Origin of the sequence: Nostoc sp., assembly GCF_036917535.1 — a bacterium.
GTDB lineage: Bacteria > Cyanobacteriota > Cyanobacteriia > Cyanobacteriales > Nostocaceae > Nostoc.
Genome location: NZ_JBALDA010000035.1, coordinates 165,320 through 186,509, shown reverse-complemented (window position 1 = coordinate 186,509; position 21,190 = coordinate 165,320). Strand labels below are relative to the sequence as shown.

Below are 21,190 nucleotides of genomic sequence, written 5' to 3'. Positions count from 1 at the left end.
GCAATAGCTTTTTACCCTTCCCCTTGCCCCTTACCGTTCCTGATAAATAACTGATGATACACTTCTTGCTCCTGCCTTGAAAGTGCTGAGTACTGAGTGCTGTTAGCGTCAGCGGGGCGTTTAGCCCGTGCTGAGTAAAAATACTAATTCCTAGCCCCCTGCTGCCTGCTAAGAGCCTATTTTCATGCTTGGTGATGTACGAAGTTCATGAGGACTGCCTTCTTGTATTAGGGCAATGTCGCTTCAGAAATGCTCAAAGTTTTGTTGGCATCAGCTTTCGAGGACTCGTTTGCAACGGATGCAGTTATCTCCCCAGTGGCGCTGTCGTTTATCTCGTTACCAGGACGCAAGGCACTTAAAGCAGTCTTAATCACAACAGCTGTAGGTACTGCCACAATTACACCCAACAGCCCACCAATTCTTGCCCCTGTTAAGACCGAAATTAAAATCCAAACTGGATTTAAACCAGTAAAATTGCCTAAAATTCGGGGGGCAATTAAATTTTCGAGAATTTGCTGTACAATTACCGCTGCAATCAACACTCTCACACCCATTGAAAAATCTTGCAACGCTACCAATAGTGTAGTCAGGGCGATGCCTACAGAACCGCCAAAGGGGACCAGAGCCATTAGACCAATAGTTAGTCCGAATAGTAACCCAAATGGCACTTTCAGCCACAAAAAGGTAGGAATAAGGGCTGAAGCCATACAGGTAGATAAAATCAACTGGGTGATGAAGAAATTTTGGAAGCTGAGGCGGACTGTTTTGGAAAAAGGCTCGCGAAATTTATTAGGTAGCCATTCGACTAAACTTTCCCAGAGTTCACCCCCGTGCTGTAAAAGATAAAAAGTCAAAACTATCGTTAAGAGAATATCTAGCAGGCTAGTAACTGTCAGCACAGCTAGATTTAAAACTTGTCCAGCGATCGCTTGTAATTGTCCTTTGACACGATCGTTGATTTGCACCACTAAAGCATCGAGGTTAATCGGTATGCCAAAAGTCTCAGCTTTCCCGTTTAATATCATTAACTGAGAGCGTCCAGAGTCGATTAACTCTGGCAAACGCGCCACTAGTTGTTGAGCTTGGGTAAGAGCCAGGGGAAAAAGTGTCACACCCAACGCCAATAAAATCGATAAAGCCAAGAGAAATACTAAAATAGCAACTTGCTCTCTCTTAGCACCATGATGCTCCATCCAGCTCACGGGGTAGTTGAGCAGAAATGCTAGCACTGAGGCTCCGACTAAAATGACTATGAGAGAATGGAAATAATTGAAAAATACCGAAATTGCCCAACCATTGATAACTAGCAGCGGAGCAAATAGCGCGATCGCCCCGATTCGCGCTATTGGAGTGAATGTTTGCCACCAGTCGAGTAGCTTACGTGTCTGCATTTTGAGCTGATTGCGGAATAGAACTAAATGAAATTTTTCTTTACAGCTTATTATCTCTAACTATATGAGTCTTATTCATCCTTCTAGTTTAGGAGTTAGACTAACTCTAATGGAGAATTTTGAACCACAAGAGAATAGAAAGTGGGGAGCGAGGGAGCAAGGGAGCAGGGGAGCAGAGGAGCAGAGGAGCGAGGGAGCGGGGGAGCAGGAGGAGAATAATAATGTCCCATCCCCAATCCCCAAAACACAGTTGCTTTTACATTTAGTTCCGATAGTCGGCTTTTTTCCATCCTTGTGGACGCTCTATCGGGGCCAGGGTAGTCGGGAACAACTTGCTATTAGTCGTCTGTCTATTACTTTGGGACTTACTTGGTTGTTGAGTTATCTATTATTAGCTACCGGAGCAGCAACTTCAGATTTTTTTGGGCTACGTCTATTTATCCTCAATAGCTTTCTCACGTCAGGTTACTTTTTAGTAAGTGTTTGGTTGATTTTGCGCCTAATGCAAGGCAAATCTGGTCGTTTACCAGGGTTTAGTAGTTTAGCTGAACGAGTGCTTGGCAAGTATTTATCTTAATTTTTTCGGGTGATCATTTGTCGGTGTTTTTACTGATTTTTGGAAAATTTATGGCTGATTTATTTATATATCTAGTCAAATCCAGTTTATTATTGCCATACTTCAGTAAAACATCTCCAGGTTGTCCCAAAAAAAGAATAAATGCTGCTATAAGTGTTGTGGTTGACACTACATTAAAAAAGTTAGCACCGATAATTAAGAGTTAGCTATTATGGGTTGATTTGTTTGAGTGTTTTTAGCCTGCAAAATAACTGAATTTGATTAAAGAGTAAGTGTGAGGAAGTCTGTGACCATTCAAAGAAGTTCGGCGGAAGAAAACCAGTCGGGAAAAGCCTCAAGGTCTAGTAAAAAAATTTCCCAGAAATCGACATCAGGACGTTGGCTGTGGTTTTGGGTAGGGATGAGTGGTATTGCAATGGTGTCAGCAACTGCGGGGGCGCTTTTAGCGGTGTCTTTGACCAGTACGCCTTTGCAACAAGCCCAGCTAACTCCAAAGGATGAGGCGGCCTTTGATAGCGATCGCATTTCTGGAGGTGTGCTGCGATTTTCAGAATTAACTCGCCCGGTGAATCTCTTGGTGATGGGGATGAGCGTACTTCCGCCAGATATCCAAAACCCTCCTGAAGAAACCAAAAACCTCAAATACCTGCCTCAAGTAAACTCTTTTGATGGTCTTTCCGATGTGATGCTCTTGGTCAAATTTGATCCAGAGACGAAAAAAATAAATATGCTCTCCATTCCTAGAGATACCCGCACGGAAATAGAGGGGTATGGAGTGAAAAAAATTAATGCTGCCAATGTTGACGGTGGTCCAGCTTTGACTGCCAGAACTGTGAGTAATCTCTTAGGTGGGGCAGGAATTGATCGCTATATCCGAATTAACGTTTTGGGAGTTGCTAAGCTAATTGATGCTTTAGGTGGCGTGACAGTCTACGTTCCCAAAGATATGAAATACCAAGATGATTCTCAGCATTTGTACATCAATTTGAAGGCGGGTAAGCAGCATCTCAACGGCGATCAAGCATTACAATTGCTGCGTTTTCGCCATGACGAACTCGGTGATATTGGTCGGATTCAGCGCCAGCAAATGGTGATTCGCGCTTTGATGGAGCAAACACTCAACCCAGCTACTGTTGCTCAATTACCTAAAGTTCTTGATGTTGTCAAAGAACACATTGATACTAACTTGACAGTTGAAGAATTAGTGGCGCTAATGGGTTTTGGGGTGCGGACAAATCGCTCTAATATGCAAATGTTAATGCTGCCAGGTCGCTTTAGCGAGAAAGGCGAGTTTGATGCTAGCTATTGGTTGCCCAACAAAAATGGTATTGCGAAACTGATGGCTCAACACTTTGGTTTGGAGTCAGAACAGGAACAGCTGGGGACTGCAACTGACTCCCGCTCTTTGCGTGTAGCAATTCAAGATAGTACAGGTGGCGATCGCTCTAACCTCCAACCGTTAATTAAAGCTTTGGAAAAATCTGGATATCGCAATATCTATCTGGCCAAGGCATGGGGTGAACCTCTAGATGTAACTCATATTGTTGCCCAACAAGGAGATGGTGACAGTGCTGAATCAATTCGCAGCACTTTGGGATTTGGAGAAGTGCGGGTGGAAAGCACTGGCAACCTTGCCTCGGATATCAGTATCCAAGTAGGTAAAGATTGGTTGGAACAAAAGTCTATTTTGGAGAAGTCGTTGACACCCTAAAGGGTATATCTGCTAACACTGAATTTACTACTTGGCTCAGTTCTTGGAGTTTAGCTGCTACTACACCATTGGTTAATAATTCTTCTGCTTTAGCTAAACCCTTTGCCATATCTGAACAAATACCACTCCGCCATAGATAAAATCCGCCATTCCACAAGGCTGTTTGCATCAATTCACTTGGTTTACCTGCCAAAACCTCTTGAATATCCGCCACCAGTTCTTCAGTAGTTCCAAGGGGTACATTCTTGGTAGTAAAGCCGTAATCACGCGGTACGAGGTGCAATCGTTCTACCTCTTGGGATGCTACGGATGAAGATAAGCTGATGATTGCAGTGCGATCGCGTGGTAAGTCGCAACTACCTTCCAATCCTTTGACTAATGTAAATTTTGTTACTCCCCGCAGTCCGAAAGCTATCTGAAACATTCCTTCTGTTGGCGGATGGACAAACCCAGCAATTATGTGAGCATACCCGGCATAAGGACACCAAATTAGCTCCATTGTTGCCAAGGGCGGACGTTTGCCAAGTTGGTCGCGGTACTCCCAAATACTTGTAGTTAAGGGAAAATGCTGAGGTAGATAAATAAAGCCGATTCCCGTTTGCTCAAACACTTGTTGAGTTTGTGCTAGGGGTAAGGTAGTCCAATCAACTCCTAAACCCTGCCAAATATCTATCAGGGGTAAGCCGTACTTTGTTGGTAGGCGATCGCCACCATGCATTACCACTGGTTGTCCCACTGCGGCGAGTAGTAAAGCTATGACGGGACTAATTGGTGCTGTGCGTGTTCTCCCATCATAAGGGATGCCAAGAGCGATCGCTGGTTGCCCAGAGGCTATGGGTTGCAGTTTTGGCCCCAGTTCCTCATAAGCATCCAACATTCCAGCTAACTCTTCTCCTGTGGGACGCTTGATTCGATGAGCAATCAAAAACGCCCCAATTTGGGCTGGTGTCGCTTCTCCCAGCAGCATCATTTTAGTAGCGGTGGCTGCTTCAATCCGAGTTAAATTCTCGGCTGTGTGGTTTCCGCTGCCTACTTTTTGCAGAAATTCCCGAAATACATTGCTCATTTTTCCTTTGTCCTCTGTCCACCGTCATTTGTCCATTGTCTTTCGTCTTTCGTGATAACCGAAAATGACTAATGACCAAATATTGGATTTTGGATTTTGGATTTTATTAATAAATGCGATCTTGACAAACTAAAAACAGCAAGATGTAAAGCAGGTAAGTCTTTGGGGTAGATGTCAAGAAATGGTTGTTAAGGCAAATAAGTATAAGCAGTCAAACCCGCAATTAACTTGACAATTCAATTGGAAACATTACGAAGTCGAAGTCCGTAAAATACCTTGTAAATCAAGACTTACAGGCAGTTTTAGCATCAATTTCATCATCAAGCCTAAAACGCTAAGAATAACGACTGCTATTGTTGCCCAGCAAAGGTTTAAAGCGAGTTACAGACATGTTTGGTATACTATGTACTAAAAAACTAAAATTATTATATTTCTTTAGATAGATTGTATTACATGTTTCATTACTGGTAGTTGTTAAAGAACAGGCAACTTGAGGGCAAGAAATTTTAGCACGCCTTTTGTATAAGCAGGGTCGCCAAAGCAATCTAGGTTTTTTCTGCACTTAAGAAATTTTTTGTCCAAAGTCCAAGTAGAGTTGACGCGTCAAAACCAAAACAGCTAATAAAATCACTTTTGATTCGAGAGAGAGGGCTAATGATTATTAACGACTTGACCTACTTAGAGCAAGCTGAATCCGCAAACACTTTAGTAGGCGGAGGTAAGTACGGCAAAGACTACGGCAAGGACTATGTCAAATACTACGTCAAGGACTATGTCAAATACTACGTCAAGGACTATGTCAAAGACTACGGCAAGGGCTATGGCAAAGACTACGGCAAGGGCTATGGCAAACACAAGTAGAAATTGAGTGAGTGTTGTGGAACCCAAATGGTTGTGTAACCTTTTTAGCGTGCCGGAGCTTAACTTTTCTACCATTTCGGAATCACCGCAACCTTAGACTTGCAAACCTGGGTTCTTCCACTTTAGCTTTTGATAGTTCACAAATCTTCTGGCTCTTGAAAGCGATACTTGGCCGCTTTCAGCCAGGAGATTTTTTGCAACTGCGTCACCTTCATCTGCCAGAGAGTTCAGTATGAAAGACATCGAAATTGAGATCATTGATAATTTTGAAACGTTTCAAACAATCAAAAACCATTGGGACTCCGTATACAAAAGCGATCCTGAAGCTCAATTCTTCTTGTCTTGGACTTGGCTATCTGGTGTGGTGAAAAAATTGTGCAGCCATTCCCGTGCCGCGTGGTTTATATTAGCAGCAAAATCAACTGCTCCGACTTCAGAGTATGTGGCATTTTTTCCGCTAAATATTGGGATCGCAGAACATCCCGAAGGCTGGCTCCAGAGTCGTCTCTCGATGATGGGAGTTGCAGATTCAGAGCATCTTGGGTTTATTTGCTTGCCAGAATATGAAGCAGCAGTCACTTCTGCCTTTGCCCAATTCCTTGAGCAACAGCAGGAAACTTGGGCTATTTTTGAAGTCGAAAATATTCAAACAAGCAAAGGTCGAATGAGTCGGTTCCTGGATCGGTTTTCCACAGAAGCCTTTGAATTCGCAGAACAGGAACGGTTGAGCGATTTAGTAGATCAAATCGACAATAGCATTGTTCCGTACATCGCTTTGCCAGACGACTGGGAACAGTACCTGCAAACCGTCGTTAGCTCCAACACTCGACAGAAAATTAGACGCCTCTTGAGAAAAGTTGAAAACTCCAACGAGTTCCACCTGACTCAGGTCAACGCAGAGAATTTAGATCTTCATCTAGAGATCCTCTTAGGATTTTGGCAAACCAATTGGGAAGGCAGAAAAGGCACAGACTACTGCAAAAAAATCGTAGAGAAAATCGGGTTTGTTTTGCGTCATAGCTTTGAACACCAAAGCTTATACTTACCAGTGCTCTGGCAAGGAAACCAACCGCTGGGTGCGATCGCAAACCTAATGGATTTCGATCGCAAAACGGCTCTGTTCTTCATAGCAGGTCGCGATGACACTGCCAAAGAGCTTTCTTCTGGTCTAGTTCTTCATGCCTATGGGATTCAACATGCGATCAACAATCAATTTAAAGTTTATGATTTCCTGATCGGTAACGAGGCATACAAGTTTTCGTTTGGAGCCAAAGCCCGTCAGATCAAAACTATGCTGATCCAGCCCAAGCGATCGCACCAAAATCAAGCGCTAAATTTAAGAACAATTCCGGAAGCGCTCCACCGTTTTATCCATTACCAACAAACCAACCGACTCGATCGAGCAGAGCAAGGCTATCGTCAAATTCTGAATATGCAACCTCAACACCCAGGCGCACTCTATCGCTTAGGAGTCTTGATGCACTGCAAAGAAAAGTACTCAATCGCTGAAGAGTTGTTCAGATATGTCCTTGAGCTGCAACCTCAAGATGTGAAAGCCTGGTTTAGTTTAGGCAACTTGCATCAAGCTCAAAATCAATTACCAGAAGCACAAGCAGCCTATCAGCAAGCTTTAGCACTCCCCTCTGAATCCTCAATGCTTTCATCAGCAATCCATCATAATCTTGGCTATACGTTGCAACAACAGAATCAATGGGAAGCCGCGATCGCACATTACCAAAAATCCCAAGAACTTCAGCCCAACTCCATCGAAGCAGAAGTAATTTTGGCAAATGCTCGCTACGCCCAAGGAACATTACCCCCAGAAAAGCAACTGCATTACGCCACCCTCAACTATGAATTGGGTAGCAGACGAAAACAAGTAGGTGATTTCAAGGTTGCGATCGAGTACTATCGCCAATCCATCACAATGCAGCCCACTCTAGCAGAAGCTCACTATCACCTCGGCATCGCATTCCAAAAACTAGGAAACTTGGACGAGGCGATCGCACATTACCAAAGCGCCCAAGCCGTGAAACCCGACTATCTTGAAGCCGAAGTGAGTTTAGCGAATGCTCTTTATGTTCAGGGAAAGCTGCCCTCAGAAAAACAAGCGCATTATGCTGCCCTCAATTATAAATTAGGCAACCACTGCAAACAGGCAGATGATTTAGAAACTGCAACGGAATACTATCGGCAATCTCTCGTCCTAAATCCAAACCAACCAGAAGTTCACTATCATCTAGGATTTGCCTTACAAGAACAAGGAAACTTGGGCGAGGCGATCGCACATTACCAAAGCGCCCAAGCCCTGCGACCCAACTACCTTGAGGCCGAGGTAGGAATCGCAACCGTTCTCTGTGCACAAGACAAACTAACCGCAGCGGATCGAGATCGCTATGCTGCACTCAATTACGATTTGGGCAAGGTTCACCACCAATCAGGAGATATCAAGGCTGCAATCAAATACTATGAGCGAGCGATCGGACTAAAACCAGATTTGATAGAGGTTCGCGATCGTCTACGCCAAGCACTGCAAGAAGAGGACGGTATTAAAATTAAGATCAGTCTTGCAAAACAATAGAAGCTATAGCAGGAGGCAGGAGGCAGAGGGCAGGAGGCAGGAGATAAAACTATTGTTAACTCTAGCATTCACCCCATCCTTATGTCCTAACCTGTGTGACTACGGCTATAAGTGTACACGATTGAAAATTGCTGTAAGATGTATAGCGCTTTATTGACTTTATTATCAATAAATTCAGGACTTTTTCAAGTCCTTTAATTCTTCAAACCTATACCCGTCAACTTTTTCAGGCTTTATCAACAGTCGATGTAACCCTTTAGAACCACTGTATTGAGCGGGCAATGCCCTACTTGTTTGCTTTTAGCGTTCCCGCTATGAAAGCAAGTAGCGTGAGGATTGGAGAGGGGTATACTTGATGTAATTGCAAAACAGAGAATGCTGATTACCAAATCAGCTTTTTACTACACAATATATACAGTGAAATTAACTAGGTTATCCTGACCAAATCGCAGTGAATCAGAGTTTTGTAGGCGATACTGCATACCGGGAGTCAGAGGATTATTGTTTAAATAAATACCATTTGTACTCATATCAACAATCATGTAGGAATTTTGCGACCAGTCCCAATCGACTCGCGCATGACGACGAGAGACTATTCCTTCACTAGGAATACCAGTCAAGTCAATTTCTGGCGGTGCTATTCCTGGACTCTGACTGCGGCGACCAATATAACCTCCTTCCCCAACGAGGTGAAATTCTCTGCCAGTGCTATGAATCAGCTTTAAGGCTGGTGCTCTTTGAGCCGGAGGGGTATAAACAGGCGGTGTTGGTTGATAGGAAACTCTTGGCTGATAGACTGTTGAATAATCAACGGGAGCTTGTTGGGGAGGTTGGTAGTTAGGTTGGTCTGTGGCTGGGCGCTGATACTGAACAGGTGGTTGACTAGGTTGTTGTTGAATAGGCGGTGTTTGACTAGGTGGTTGTGGTGTAGAAGAAACTACATTACCCACAGGAGTAGAACACCAGGGACAAACCTTAGCATTGTTAGGCAGGGCGCGGTTAAAATATTCGCAACTGGGATTAGGGCACCGATTTGCAGGCATAAGATTTTATATCATCAGGCATAGGTTGTAAAGCTACAAGACCTACTTTACTAAGTAAACACTGACCCTGACGAGTAGTTAGCATCTGGGCAAATGTAGAACCACCAGGCAGGCGGCTGCTATCTTTAGGGTACACTACAAAAATAGGGTATCCTAGAGGGTAGCTTTGGAAAGTTGTGACATCAACATAATAATCATCATGCTGACACAAGTCATCTGAGGGATTAATTGAGCGGCGATCGCGTCTTTGAAACAGAGGTTGAATCGCTGAATTTTTGTCATTGGCGATCGCTAGCGGATAGCCAGTACACTGAGTCGAAGTTTTACTAATAATACCAAAACCTATAATACCAGTGCTTCGCCCTTCTAAAATCTCACTGCGTATCAGGTTTTGAGTTTTTGTTGTATCAAGTTTAGTAACTTTTGCTGCAAATAAAGCTTCGTCTTGAGGATCATTTTTCAGAACTATTTCTTGAAATTTACTGATTGCTTCTGGTTCAGTTGGGGCAAAAGGTTTCACAGGTAGATTTGGAAGTTTGGGACTAATCTGCTGCCAATTAGTAATTTTGCCTGTGTAAATTTGACGTAATTGCTCTAGATTGATTTGCCCGCCAAGAGCATTGGCAAGATTTGAGTCTCTTTTATTAAATGCTACAAAAACAAGTAATCCATCATAGGCTACTGCTTTTTTCGCAAGTTTATCTGTGATGTTGTCTACCAAACTAGTAATCGCAAAATCTTTTTTGCTTGTTTGGACTTCTTCGATACTTTTAATCGGATTATTTACATTTGATGACAAAACTGATTTATAGTCAAATGTTGCTGTTGCATCTGACTTTGGCCTGGTCAATAAATCTCCTAAACGACTGTTGTCCACTGATTGTGTTAAAACAAAACTCCATGTACTATCTTTTTCTCCTGTGTAGGTAAATTGTCCAGAAGGAACGTTGGGGACTTCTGAAAAATTCCGCACAAGTCTAGACCATTGGATATATTGATTAGGATTATCTGTTTTTCTACCCCAAAGCCAATACCAAATTCCCCCACCAAGTAGTAATAACGCCAGAATTACTAGCAAAAGTAAGGGCATTGGCAAAGGCTTTTTTATTTCTTGAGAACCTGGCGAACGCACTGAACTTGAACTTTTAGCACGATCTTCTTGAGGAAGTTCTAGCAGTGCTTGACGAGCCGTTTCTGCACTCTTGAAAGGAGTTTCCAGCCCAATTAAACGATAAATAAATTGCTTTAAATGGCTGTCGGTATCCGGCCATTGTTGATTATCTCTAGGATCGAGAGGCTGGTTAGATGAAAAATTAGTTGTCCGTCCTACCCATAAAGAAAAAGCTAGCAATCCTAATGATTCTAAATCTTGCTCAGGTCTGGCGGGCGCGGGTTGAGGAATAATGGGTGGAATAAATAAGTTTTCCCAAATAGCTAAATCACAAAAGTATATAGAAAACTTTTGATTATTTTCTACTTTAATTAAAGTACTATCTAAATTGATATTGCCGTGAGTGATACCCAGTTGTACTTGATTTGAGGGAAAACGCAGCTTTTGAGTGTGGAGAAACTGGAGAGTTTGTAAACTTTGATTTAGTACCTCACGCACATCAATAGATGTCATTGCTCCCTTTTCTATGAGATACTTACCTAAAGTTTGGGATGACTCTATGCCTTTAGTAATTAAATAGCAGCGTTCTCCTTTTTGATCGGCGATCGCTTCTTTAGTTTCCACAAGACGGAAGTTTTGAATTCGACTATCAGCTAAACTTACCCCACCCACCCGTTTAAAAGTCTCTTTCCGCTTTTGAGTCTCACCTTCATTAAAAGAACGATTGGGGAGCAGGTATTCTTTGATGATTACAGGTTGTTTGTCTTTAAGTTGAATAGCTGAGTATAACCGACCTAAACCCCGCACACCGATAAAATTAGCTATTTGATAAGTTCCCTGACTTCCTTTAATCTCAGCCTCCTGTGGTAAAGTTGCTGGAAAACCACATTCCAAGCAAAACTTAGCACCCTTGATTTGCTGCGCCGTTTGGAAGGGGCGATCGCAACTTAAGGGAGAATTGTAAGAGCAGGGGTATTCTTGATAAAAAGATTCAAATGAAGCCATATACAAAGAGTTTCGTGAATTGCGCCGATTACTTCCGTCGCGCTCAAGCATGAACTAATCCTAACTTGATGGCAGCCACAATCGCTTGAGTCCGGCTAGTAACCTTCAATTTTTCAAAAATACTGGTGAGATGCGCCTTAACAGTAGCAACTGTTACATATAAATGTTTAGCAATTTCTTCATTAGAAGCACCTTGAGTTAACCAGTATAAAACCTCTTGTTCTCTTTCGGTTAAATGCACCTCATGACATGCTTTTACACAAGAATCTGAATAAGCTTGAAAAAACCGGAAAAATCGACTAGCAACTTCTGAAGGTAGATAAATTTCCGATCTTGTTACAGTGTCAATAGCTTCACATAATTGGGTTGCCACACGATTTTTAAACACATAACCTGCGGCTCCCCCCTGCATCGCTCTAAAAATCCAGTCGTCTTCTTGATGAGCCGACAATACTAAAACTTTGCCAGTGTAAGTAGCTTCTTTAAGACGTGCCAGAACTGTAATTCCATCACATCCTTTCAATTGCATATCCAGCAAAATTAAATCTGGACACTTCTGAACTGTAAACTTTAAAACCTGCTCAACAGAATCTGCATCACCAATAACTTCTACAGGCAATGCAGAATTAATACTATAAAAATTTAGTAGAGTACGTAACCCTTGACGAAACCGTTCTTCGTCATCTACGAGTAAAACTGAAAGTTTATTACTATCATTAGCCATCTTTTTAATTAGGGATTACGGATTACGGATGCGAATTAGTTCACGCTCCTTGGTCGAGGCAAAATCATCGAAAATTGTGCCCCACTTTCTGATAAAATTTGTGCCCAGATACTTCCTTGATGATCCAAAATAATTTTTTTAGCAATAGTTAAGCCCAGTCCTGTGCCTCCTTTCCGTCGAGAATAAAATGGGGTAAATATTTTTTGTAAATCCTCTTGAGACAATCCTGGCCCTTGATCGGAGATTTTAATTAAAATTTCATCTTGAAAAATTTGCCAACTACAGGTAATAGTTCCTGAATTAGGACTAAAATGAGCGGCATTACTGAGGATATTATCAAAAACTTGTTTCATTTGTAATTTGTCTATCTTTAGTATTGTCGATGCATCGGGAATCAATATTTTAAGTTGTTTCTGATTAATTAGAGGTTGCAAATTTGTAATACTTTCAACCACTAAACTTCTTAAATCTTGAAATGTTACCTTTAATTTTGCACTTTGACCGCAATTAATCAGTTCGTTTAAATTAGTATCTAAATCTTGTATACTTTCGCCGATGATTGTTGCTTGCTCTTGCCAAGGGCTATCCTCTAAACCTAAGCAGAGATTATGTGCATACAATCCTATGAGTCCTAGAGAGTTACGTAATTGATGACCCACTCGATGCAAGATATCTTCCAGGAGTTTAATTTCAGTTTTTTGTCTGCCATAGTCCAAGGAAATATTTACATACTTACTCAGCAGCATAGCAGAGCGTTTTACGTACAATTGCAAACTCTCTGACAGAGGTTCATGAGTAATGATTTGAATGTATTCAGGTTTTTGATTTCTATAGCCTATGGGGCAAATGTAAGAAATGGACGAAAAGTCTTTAAGTTTAAATTTCTGTAAAGTCAAAGCAGGCGGAAAATCTGTAAGCCATACTTCTGAACGCAAATAAGCTAAAGTTTTTGGGGAAAAAGGAATTTGGTCTTGACCATAATTTATAACTTCTTGATGAGCTTTTAACAATGAATCATAATAGACAATGCGAGCGAAAAAAATTGGATATTGACTAGTTAACTGCTCAGACTCTAGCTGGCAAAAGCTTTGGATGTCTGAGGAACTCAAATAATTAGAGCCATTTTCTAGTTTTTGTACAGAAAAGCCTAGTGTCATAGCTTCACTCGCTTTTTGCAACCAAATGTTTTTACTCTTCTGCTGACCAGTATAAAATTATGCAGTCACAAGAATGTTTATTTTTTTGTTAAATTATCTTTTTAGATAATTCATACAAATAATTATTAAGGTTTGTATTCACACGTATATAAAGCTAACCTTGCTGTGTAAACAAGTTTGTATCAAGGACTTTAGTTCTGATGTTAAGCACTGAAATGCTTACTACGTACCCAAGCTTTCGTTAGCTTAATGGACTACTTGGGATATTTTTTCAGCCATTAGTGTCAAGTTAAGATGAAATCACTGGGGTCAACTAGTATAGCTAAGGACTGGGGACTGGATGAAAAGTCTTTGTCTTGAAAAGTTCAGATCGGCGGAAGCCACCGCTCCGACTTTTCGCTTTGTTTTTAGGTTTTATCCTCCTCTAATTAAAATTGAACAAAAATAATAAACGGCTGCCCGAATTCAATAAACGGCTGCCCGAATTCAATAAACGACACCCCGAATTCGATGAACATACCTTTGACATTTGGGCTTCTGCCTTAACTTGACACCAATGCTTTTCAGCCCACCCCACACGAAAGAAAATGTAGTGCGTCCAATTAAAAACTGCTCCAGATTAATCTACAAACTGAAGTTGCTGCTTTTCGGATTTTTGAGAAACTAATATTTTCCAGCCCCTCAATCATCATTCTGGGGGAGATGGGGAGCTGGAGGGACAAGAGGGACAAAGGGGACTAGGGGGAATTATTGAAACTCTCTTTTTTGTCTCCCCCTTCTTCCTTGTCTCCTTTGTCTCTTCTCATGCCCAATGCCCCATGCCTAATCCAAAAATATCGACAAAAGTCTAATTAACTTTAGAAGCCCGATACATATACTGTAGATGCATCTGGATTAGCTACCAGCACAACACCTTCATGCTTATCTTCGTTCTTCAAACTTTAGCCGAAATTCTAGCTGGAGGAACCTCACTTACCAGTACAGAGCAAATTGACTTTAGCCATCCTGGTAATCGTAGGGAAGAGGGAGCAGGCCCGACTCTCAATTTATATATTTTTGATATACGTGAGAGTAAGCAGGTACAACATTCTGGTAGGCAAGTTGAACGCAAGCTAACACGCGCTCTACAACCTGCTACTGTAAATTGGGCACCCGCTTGGTTTGATGTTTCGCTGCTATTAACAGCCTGGGATAGAACAGCTTTAGGTGAGCATCACTTTATTAGTGAGGCGTTGACTGTGCTGTTGCGTCATCGCACCTTGGAAGAGGAGTTTTTGGTTCCTGAATTACGGGGCTATGGGAATTTGAACCTGACAGTTGCCTTAGAGCCGCCAATTGAGATTGGCTCTTTATGGAGCGCTCTCAATGTGCCATTGCGTTCAGCCTTATATTTGACAGTTACAATACCCTTCGAGCCACAACCTACTCCAGTACCTTTGGTTTGGGAGCGAGTTTTCAATTTGCGAAATCAATCGTCTCGCGATGGTGACAGTTTAGTATTAACCAGGCGAGTTGCGATCGCGGGTATTGTCAAAAGTGCGGTGACAAATCTGCCGTTAGTAGCGACAGAAGTGGCTGTCAGGGGAACTGAAAAGTCCATATTAACCACCAAAGAAGGGCTGTTCTTCTTTGAAGACCTTCATTTAGGTAATTATGTTTTGACTCTGAATCATCCTGGCTATTTACCCCAAAACGTCAATGCATTGGTAGAGAACCAAAGTAATACTTTCAAAGAAATATTTCTAACTCCTGAATAATTAGATTTTTACTGACTTGGAGAGACTTTCATGGCTAGACTTGATTACTTTGCTCCTGGTGTCTATATTGAAGAAATTGACCGAGGTAGCCGACCAATTGAAGGTGTTAGCACAGCAGTTGCCGGATTTGTCGGCTTTACTGAAGACGTTCGCGGTGGGGCTGAGTTATACAAGCCCATGCTAATAACTACTTGGACGCAATATTTAAACTTCTTTGCCCGTCCCAACTCTGATGGCTTCACCGACTTCAACGCTTATTTACCCTTTTCAGTTTACGGCTACTTTATGAATGGTGGCGGTCGTTGTTGGATAACAAGCATCGGGACTCAGTTACCAGGCGCACCCAGACCCGCAACTCCAGAACCGGCTAACTTACGAATTAACGCTCGAGGTAATCGTCCAGCCCTGCGCTTTACTTTGCGCCCTGAACAAGCAGCAGGTGGATTAGTAAATATTGTAATTATTGATGGTTCGCCCCGCGCCTTACCCGAAGGTACTGAAGGAGAAACGCCTCCAAATACGGGCGAATATTTTACCATCGAAATTCGTCGGGGAGATGAACTTCTAGAGCAATACGAAAACTTGACAATGAACCGCGAGCCTACTAATCAGGTAGCCACTTATGCGCTGGCGGCATTGAGAAATTCGATGTATGTCACTTTAGAAGATATTACTCAAAGCGGACAGCCTCTAGCTCGTCGTCCGGTTAATGGTCAATATGAACTAGCGCCGCCTATTGTCGCTACTCCACCCGATAGATTTTCACAAAATTTAGAAGGGGTTCGAGATGATCGCACCGGTGTACGCGGTATCTTTGAAGTTGATGAAATCACGATGCTGGCCTGTCCTGATGTGATGCGGGCTTATCAAGAGCAAGTACTGAATTTAGATCAAGTCCACGGCATCATCGAACTGATGATTAGTATGTGCGAGGGTTCTGCCAGTGGCGATATTCCCAATCCGCCCAACCGCATGGTTGTACTTGATGCGCCACCGGAAGCCGTTAAACCGCAGCAAGTAGTGGAATGGTTGAATAGATTTAACCGTCGTTCGATGTTTGCGGCCCTTTATTATCCTTGGATTAAAGTACCGAATCCACGCGATCGCGGTAATCCAATTTTAGTACCTCCTTGTGGTCATGTTATGGGTGTTTGGGCCCGTACCGACGAAACTAGAGGAGTTTATAAAGCGCCTGCAAATGAAGTTCCTAGAGGCGTAATTGGTTTGGGCTATGACACAAACTTCCGCGAACAAGAACTATTAAACCCCTTGGGGATAAATTGTATTCGCAGCTTCCCCAATCGAGGTATCCGCATTTGGGGGGCACGCACTTTAGTTGAGCCAGATAAAACAGAATGGCGTTACATCAGTGTGCGTCGGCTAATTAGCTATATCGAAAAATCTCTAGAATTAGGGACTCAGTGGGTAGTTTTTGAACCGAACGACCAAGATTTATGGGCGCGTGTCACCCGCACCGTCAGTAATTTCTTAGAACGTATCTGGCGTGAAGGTGCTTTATTTGGGGCATCTCCAGCACAAGCATTTTATGTGAAGTGCGACGAAGAATTAAACCCACCAGAAACCAGAATTTTAGGACGTTTATATATTGAAGTCGGTGTTTGTCCCGTCAGACCAGCGGAGTTTGTTGTTTTCCGCATCAGCCAATGGAATGGTATTGAAGATAGCGAATAAGGCATGGGGCACGGAGAAGAGACAAGGGAGACAAGGAAGAGGAGGGAGACAAGGGAGAGATATTATTAAACAATTCCCCCTTGTCCCCCTTTTCCCCCTCTGCTCCCCATTCCCATTTCAAAATTAATTAAACACAAAGGAGTCTAAAAGTATGGCAGGCGAATTTTTAACCTCTTGTAAATTTTACTTCGAGGCTGACGGAATTACTGATAAGTTCATTAAAGAAATTAGCGGACTAGGCGTTGAGAATACACCAGCGCAAGAAGTTCACGGTTCATCTAAGGGCGCTAAACTAATGCGTCAAGCTACACCAACTGTTGTTAAATTTACCAATATTACAGTAAAAGTCATCGCCACTGATGATATAGACCTTTATAAATGGTATCAAGACTGTAACGAAGATATGGGAGACCCTCGGAAGTGGGCACAGAATCGTAAGACTGGTTCGGTGGTTGCTTACGACCAACAAGGCTCTGAAAAGGCACGGTGGAACATTGTCAATTGTTATCCCTGTAAATACACTGGGCCTACCTTAACTGCCTCCGGTGGTGATATGGCAAATGAGACTGTTGAATTGGTTCACGAAGGAATTAAACGAATTAAATAATTTAGTATTTGCAGTAATTAACAGTGGTACAATCCGCAAGTCGAATTCCAGAAGTTCTTACGGCCCATCGGTTCTATTTAGAACTGACACTAGAAGGTCAAAACGATGCCAATTGTTTCTTTTTGGAGTGTCAAGGTTTCAAAAGAACACAAGAGGTTGTTGAAATTACTGAAGTCACTTCTCAAAGCTGGGGTACAAAAGGGCAGTCAAAAGGTCAGGTGGTGAGAACTAAGCTTCCCAGCAATTCTAAGAGTGGTAATCTCATTCTGCGTAGAGGTACCACTAAATCTATGGATTTTTGGAAGTGGTTTGAAAAAGTCCAACAGGGTAATTGGTCTGAGCAACGTAGACTTGTTGCTTTATCTATTTATAATCAGGCAAATGAAGAAGTAGCTAGATTTGAATTAGCCGGTGCTTGGCCCGCAAGTTACAAAATTGCTGATGTCAATGCCCGTAGCCATGACATTGAAATTGAGGAGGTGGAGGTTGCTTTTGAGGAATTTAAACGCGTGAAATAATTAGGAGGATTATGTTTCCCACAGAGTTTGAATTTACACTGCCAAAGGGGTATCTAGATTCTGAAGGCAACCTCCATCGCAAAGGTGTAATGCGGTTATCAACGGCAATAGACGAGATTGCACCTTTGCGTGACCCACGTGTTAAAGCGAATCCCGTTTATGCCACAATTATTATCTTGTCGCGAGTGATTACCCACTTGGGTGCTTTATCAGAAGTTACTCCTGCAATTGTGGAAAACTTTTTTTCCCAAGATTTAAATTATCTCCAAGATTTTTACCGTCGAATCAATGGATTGGAAGGCGTAACTTCCATACCGGAAGATACAGTAAATTCTCCCGAAGCACTTGTTCATAATTGAGTTGAGCATGGGGCATGGGGCATGGGGCATGGGGCATGGGGAATAGAAGATAGGGATGAGGAAGTGGAGAATAGGAGAGTAGGAAAATAGAGAAAAAATTTATTAACGGAGTTCAAAGACTCATTCACGAGTATCAAAGACTCATTAACGGAGTTCAAAGACTCATCCCCAATTCTCAATGCCCAATGCCCAATGTCCAATGCCCAATGCCCAATGCCCAAATAAAATAACCTATGCGCCGTAAAAAAGATACTCTCTGCACAGAATTTGCCTTCACTCTTCCTAAAGGATTGAGTGATGGTGAACAACGAGTACATCGTCATGGAGTGATGCGTTTAGCCACCGCCAAAGATGAAATTTTGGTGCAACAAGAGCGCAAAGTTCAGGAAAATCCAGCTTATGGCGTTTTGGTGATGCTTGCACGGGTTATTACTCGCTTGGGTAGTTTCAACTCTGTTAGTCCTGATTTACTCGAAGGACTGCTTTTACATGACATTGCCTATCTCCGAGAATTTTACAATCGAATCAATCAGCAAGGCAATGTACACATTCCGACACAATGTCCCCACTGCAATACTCAATTTTCAGTGGAGCTAGAACTAGCGGGGGAGTCGTAAGCTACCCCTCTGATACTTTATATGAGGAGGTAGCTTTTATTGCTTATCATTTTCACTGGTCACAAGATGATATTTTAAATTTAGAACATACTACCCGTCAGCGCTGGGTGGCAGAAATCAATAAAATTAACCAAAAATTAATATGAAAGTAAAAGTTAGCTACTCACCAAATCTAAGTGAAGTCAATGAAGTTGACCTTACCACAGAAACTCCAACGAGAGGAGAATGGCTAATAGGTCGTTCTCCTGATTCTGATTTAGTCCTAGACAGCCCTGATATCAGTCGGGTACATGCTAAGTTTTTTGTTAAAGGTGGAAATTACTACTTCTCTGACCTTGGCAGTAGAAATGGCTCAATATTTAATGGGAAACAAGCTGAAAAAGATCGACCATATTCTTTGAGCAATGGAGATATTATTCGGATTGCAGATTATGTTTTGATCTTGGAAGGAGTTGCCCCCGTTTATGAGCAACCAGAGACAGTCTTTAGAATTATAGATCCTTCACTGTTTTCTCGGCCGCGATCGCCTGAAAATGTCAGCGCTGCCAATGTTGTTAATCCAACTCCAGAGGTAGTTAGCGAAGTTCCACCACCAATTAGTCCCGAAGTAGAAACACCTCCTTCCTCAGAAATCAGCGAAATCTCAGAAGTTGTTTCGACTCAACCTGATGATGTCATCCCAGTTGTTGAGATAATTACCCCTGAAAACATCATTCAGCCACCAGAAGCAGTTAGCGAAGTTCCACACGATGTTCGTGATGAAATTGGGGATTTGCGGACATCAGATGCACCAGAAGTTAGCGCAGATAGTAAGGAAATAGAGGTTCCAGAAGTCAGCGAAGCCTCAGAAGTTTCTTTGACTGAACCTGATGAGGCCATAGCTGCACCTGAAAACATCATTGAAACTCCTGAAGAGGAAAGTATAGTTCCAGAAGCTACCGACGATGAGGTTACAGACTTTGAAGCAGCACTGGCGACAGAATCTACTTTCGTACAACGGCGTGATACAAGTGCTATTCCAGAAACTACCGATGACGAAGATGCAGAGTTGGAGGCAGCACTAGCAGCAGAAGTTACCTACGTACAACCACGGGATATTCTCAACGAAGTTCCTGCACAGAATCCTATTCCCGAAGCTACCGACGATGAGAATGCAGAGTTGGAGGCAGCATTAGCAGCAGAAGTTACCTCCGTACAGCCGCGTGATATTTTCCACCATATATCTGAGGAGGAGAGTGACATTCCCGAAGCTACTCATGATGAAGTAGAGAATTTGGATACGCCAGTCGCAGAAAAAGCCAGTGAAGTTGTTGAAAACGAAGAGATTCAGCCACAAGAAGCATTGAGCCAAGCTACACAGGATACCACTGATGAACCGATAGATGGGGATACGTCAGTTACAACAGCAGACAGCGCAGATGTTAACGAAGTAGAACCTACTTCTGCGGTGGATGAAACAATAAGCGAAGTTTCTGAAGCATCAACTGCACCTGATGAAGCGATAGATTGGGATACGTCAGTTATAGTAACAGACAGTGCAGATGTTGACGAAATAGAACCCACTTCTGCGGTGGATGAAACAATAAGCGAAGTTTCTGAAGCATCAACTGCACCTGATGATGCCGTTGCGGAAGTTTTAAGCAATCAACACGTTGATTTGAATAATGCAAGTACTGAAGAAGTTAGTGTAGATGTTGATGATGTTTCTGCACAAGTAAGTAAAATTTCTGACTCAGATGACATTCCATCTTTGGAAACAACAGAAAGTGGAACGACTGAGAACATCAGTCAAACTATTGAAGAATTACCTGAAATAAAAGAGCGTTTTGATGAAACTCCAGAAGAAACAAATGTCAGTGAGTCTCCTCAAGCAATCATTGAAAGAAATATAGTACTGATCGCTCATGAAAGCAAGAAATCAGAACTTGCTGAATTGGTTTCTCAACATCAGGAATTTTTCTCACAGAGTTTTACAATTACCTGGCCATCTGTTAGTGAAGTCTTACATCAACAGACAGGGATAACTATTAGTCAACAAACTGCCGCACCAACTTCTGGAGGATATCAAACAATTGCTTCATTGGTTGGAGCCGGAGAAATTGTAGCAGTTATTTTTCTGCGAGATTTGCTGCAACCTCAGCCAGGTCAAGCAAATGAAGAAGCATTGTTAAGATTATGCACTATTAATTCAGTTTTATTGGCTACTAATTTGCCAACAGCAGAGGCGATTGTGCATTATCTGAAACACAAATAGCAACTCTAAATTAGTCACGAACAACAAGATACCCGACTTATTAAAAAAGTCGGGTATTTGATAATATTAGTGTTTGCAAGTAAAATATGATTACTATATTTTTTGAAAAGTTGCAAATTGCGTAGAATAATTTCAATAATAAAAATTAATCTAAAAATA

18 protein-coding genes are annotated in these 21,190 nt (G+C 42.2%); 12 read left to right on the top strand and 6 right to left on the bottom strand.

The window, feature by feature from the left end; translation table 11 throughout:
* Positions 1 to 227: 227 nt before the first annotated feature.
* The gene (locus V7K56_RS12015) at positions 228 to 1,391 is read right to left on the bottom strand and encodes an AI-2E family transporter (RefSeq protein WP_334910663.1); all 1,164 of its coding nucleotides are present in this window, start codon (positions 1,389 to 1,391) and stop codon (positions 228 to 230) included.
* A 109-nt stretch (positions 1,392 to 1,500) separates the two neighbouring features.
* Between V7K56_RS12015 and V7K56_RS12010 the strand changes: the two genes are divergently transcribed.
* Positions 1,501 to 1,968, top strand: a complete 468-nt coding sequence (locus V7K56_RS12010; RefSeq protein ID WP_334910661.1) for a hypothetical protein — start codon at positions 1,501 to 1,503, stop codon at positions 1,966 to 1,968.
* A 286-nt stretch (positions 1,969 to 2,254) separates the two neighbouring features.
* On the top strand, positions 2,255 to 3,679 hold the full coding sequence (locus V7K56_RS12005; RefSeq protein ID WP_334910659.1) for an LCP family protein: 1,425 nt from the start codon (positions 2,255 to 2,257) through the stop codon (positions 3,677 to 3,679).
* On the opposite strand, the gene V7K56_RS12000 is transcribed toward V7K56_RS12005, so the two are convergent.
* Positions 3,651 to 4,745 (bottom strand): anthranilate phosphoribosyltransferase family protein, encoded by a 1,095-nt coding sequence (locus V7K56_RS12000; protein WP_334910657.1) that lies wholly within the window; start codon positions 4,743 to 4,745, stop codon positions 3,651 to 3,653. The two genes, V7K56_RS12005 and V7K56_RS12000, sit on opposite strands and share 29 nt — an antisense overlap.
* Positions 4,746 to 5,378: 633 nt before the next feature.
* Here V7K56_RS12000 and V7K56_RS11995 point away from each other — a divergent pair.
* Both V7K56_RS11995 and V7K56_RS11990 read left to right on the top strand, forming a co-directional pair.
* On the top strand, positions 5,379 to 5,606 hold the full coding sequence (locus tag V7K56_RS11995) for a hypothetical protein (protein ID WP_334910654.1): 228 nt from the start codon (positions 5,379 to 5,381) through the stop codon (positions 5,604 to 5,606).
* Between the two features lie 232 nt (positions 5,607 to 5,838).
* A complete protein-coding gene (locus tag V7K56_RS11990) occupies positions 5,839 to 8,187 on the top strand; it encodes a GNAT family N-acetyltransferase (RefSeq protein WP_334910652.1) in 2,349 nt (782 codons plus the stop codon).
* Between the two features lie 401 nt (positions 8,188 to 8,588).
* Here V7K56_RS11990 and V7K56_RS11985 read toward each other — a convergent pair whose 3' ends face one another.
* Genes V7K56_RS11985 through V7K56_RS11970 form a run of 4 tightly spaced genes read right to left on the bottom strand, consistent with a single transcriptional unit; the run spans position 8,589 to position 13,227 of the window.
* Complete coding sequence (locus tag V7K56_RS11985; RefSeq protein WP_334910651.1) at positions 8,589 to 9,230, bottom strand: FHA domain-containing protein; 642 nt, start codon at positions 9,228 to 9,230, stop codon at positions 8,589 to 8,591.
* The gene (locus tag V7K56_RS11980; protein WP_334910649.1) at positions 9,208 to 11,346 is read right to left on the bottom strand and encodes a substrate-binding domain-containing protein; all 2,139 of its coding nucleotides are present in this window, start codon (positions 11,344 to 11,346) and stop codon (positions 9,208 to 9,210) included. The genes V7K56_RS11985 and V7K56_RS11980 overlap by 23 nt, the downstream gene beginning before the upstream one ends.
* Before the next feature lie 43 nt (positions 11,347 to 11,389).
* A complete protein-coding gene (locus tag V7K56_RS11975; RefSeq protein WP_334910647.1) occupies positions 11,390 to 12,070 on the bottom strand; it encodes a response regulator transcription factor in 681 nt (226 codons plus the stop codon).
* A gap of 35 nt (positions 12,071 to 12,105) precedes the next feature.
* Positions 12,106 to 13,227: a sensor histidine kinase gene (locus V7K56_RS11970; protein ID WP_334910645.1), complete on the bottom strand. Its 1,122-nt coding sequence runs from the start codon at positions 13,225 to 13,227 to the stop codon at positions 12,106 to 12,108.
* A 917-nt stretch (positions 13,228 to 14,144) separates the two neighbouring features.
* Between V7K56_RS11970 and V7K56_RS11965 the strand changes: the two genes are divergently transcribed.
* The 8 genes from V7K56_RS11965 (at position 14,145) to V7K56_RS11930 (ending at position 21,031) form a co-directional block, all read left to right on the top strand.
* Positions 14,145 to 14,984 (top strand): Pvc16 family protein, encoded by an 840-nt coding sequence (locus tag V7K56_RS11965; RefSeq protein ID WP_334910643.1) that lies wholly within the window; start codon positions 14,145 to 14,147, stop codon positions 14,982 to 14,984.
* A gap of 30 nt (positions 14,985 to 15,014) precedes the next feature.
* The gene (locus tag V7K56_RS11960) at positions 15,015 to 16,676 is read left to right on the top strand and encodes a phage tail sheath family protein (protein ID WP_334910641.1); all 1,662 of its coding nucleotides are present in this window, start codon (positions 15,015 to 15,017) and stop codon (positions 16,674 to 16,676) included.
* A 151-nt stretch (positions 16,677 to 16,827) separates the two neighbouring features.
* Positions 16,828 to 17,283 (top strand): phage tail protein, encoded by a 456-nt coding sequence (locus V7K56_RS11955; protein ID WP_094331970.1) that lies wholly within the window; start codon positions 16,828 to 16,830, stop codon positions 17,281 to 17,283.
* Positions 17,284 to 17,306: 23 nt separating this feature from the next.
* Positions 17,307 to 17,801, top strand: a complete 495-nt coding sequence (locus V7K56_RS11950; protein ID WP_334910639.1) for a phage tail protein — start codon at positions 17,307 to 17,309, stop codon at positions 17,799 to 17,801.
* Between the two features lie 11 nt (positions 17,802 to 17,812).
* Complete coding sequence (locus V7K56_RS11945) at positions 17,813 to 18,160, top strand: hypothetical protein (protein WP_334910637.1); 348 nt, start codon at positions 17,813 to 17,815, stop codon at positions 18,158 to 18,160.
* Between the two features lie 233 nt (positions 18,161 to 18,393).
* On the top strand, positions 18,394 to 18,777 hold the full coding sequence (locus tag V7K56_RS11940) for a phage tail assembly protein (protein ID WP_334910635.1): 384 nt from the start codon (positions 18,394 to 18,396) through the stop codon (positions 18,775 to 18,777).
* Positions 18,720 to 18,923, top strand: a complete 204-nt coding sequence (locus V7K56_RS11935; RefSeq protein ID WP_313931140.1) for a DUF6760 family protein — start codon at positions 18,720 to 18,722, stop codon at positions 18,921 to 18,923. Before V7K56_RS11940 ends, V7K56_RS11935 begins: the two co-directional genes overlap by 58 nt.
* Entirely contained in the window at positions 18,920 to 21,031 is a 2,112-nt protein-coding gene (locus V7K56_RS11930) for an FHA domain-containing protein (RefSeq protein WP_334910633.1), read from the top strand. Before V7K56_RS11935 ends, V7K56_RS11930 begins: the two co-directional genes overlap by 4 nt.
* Positions 21,032 to 21,190: the final 159 nt, after the last annotated feature.

Bases quoted from the DNA above. Each gene is read 5' to 3' on its own strand.
- V7K56_RS11955 (WP_094331970.1), top strand. From the start codon at position 16,828: ATGGCAGGCGAATTTTTAACCTCTTGTAAATTTTACTTCGAGGCTGAC.
- V7K56_RS11975 (WP_334910647.1), bottom strand. From the start codon at position 12,070: ATGGCTAATGATAGTAATAAACTTTCAGTTTTACTCGTAGATGACGAA.
- V7K56_RS11940 (WP_334910635.1), top strand. From the start codon at position 18,394: ATGCGCCGTAAAAAAGATACTCTCTGCACAGAATTTGCCTTCACTCTT.
- V7K56_RS12015 (WP_334910663.1), bottom strand. From the start codon at position 1,391: ATGCAGACACGTAAGCTACTCGACTGGTGGCAAACATTCACTCCAATA.
- V7K56_RS11960 (WP_334910641.1), top strand. From the start codon at position 15,015: ATGGCTAGACTTGATTACTTTGCTCCTGGTGTCTATATTGAAGAAATT.
- V7K56_RS11935 (WP_313931140.1), top strand. From the start codon at position 18,720: ATGTCCCCACTGCAATACTCAATTTTCAGTGGAGCTAGAACTAGCGGG.
- V7K56_RS11945 (WP_334910637.1), top strand. From the start codon at position 17,813: ATGTTTCCCACAGAGTTTGAATTTACACTGCCAAAGGGGTATCTAGAT.
- V7K56_RS12010 (WP_334910661.1), top strand. From the start codon at position 1,501: ATGGAGAATTTTGAACCACAAGAGAATAGAAAGTGGGGAGCGAGGGAG.
- V7K56_RS11970 (WP_334910645.1), bottom strand. From the start codon at position 13,227: ATGACACTAGGCTTTTCTGTACAAAAACTAGAAAATGGCTCTAATTAT.
- V7K56_RS12000 (WP_334910657.1), bottom strand. From the start codon at position 4,745: ATGAGCAATGTATTTCGGGAATTTCTGCAAAAAGTAGGCAGCGGAAAC.
- V7K56_RS11980 (WP_334910649.1), bottom strand. From the start codon at position 11,346: ATGGCTTCATTTGAATCTTTTTATCAAGAATACCCCTGCTCTTACAAT.
- V7K56_RS11930 (WP_334910633.1), top strand. From the start codon at position 18,920: ATGAAAGTAAAAGTTAGCTACTCACCAAATCTAAGTGAAGTCAATGAA.
- V7K56_RS11965 (WP_334910643.1), top strand. From the start codon at position 14,145: ATGCTTATCTTCGTTCTTCAAACTTTAGCCGAAATTCTAGCTGGAGGA.
- V7K56_RS11990 (WP_334910652.1), top strand. From the start codon at position 5,839: ATGAAAGACATCGAAATTGAGATCATTGATAATTTTGAAACGTTTCAA.
- V7K56_RS11985 (WP_334910651.1), bottom strand. From the start codon at position 9,230: ATGCCTGCAAATCGGTGCCCTAATCCCAGTTGCGAATATTTTAACCGC.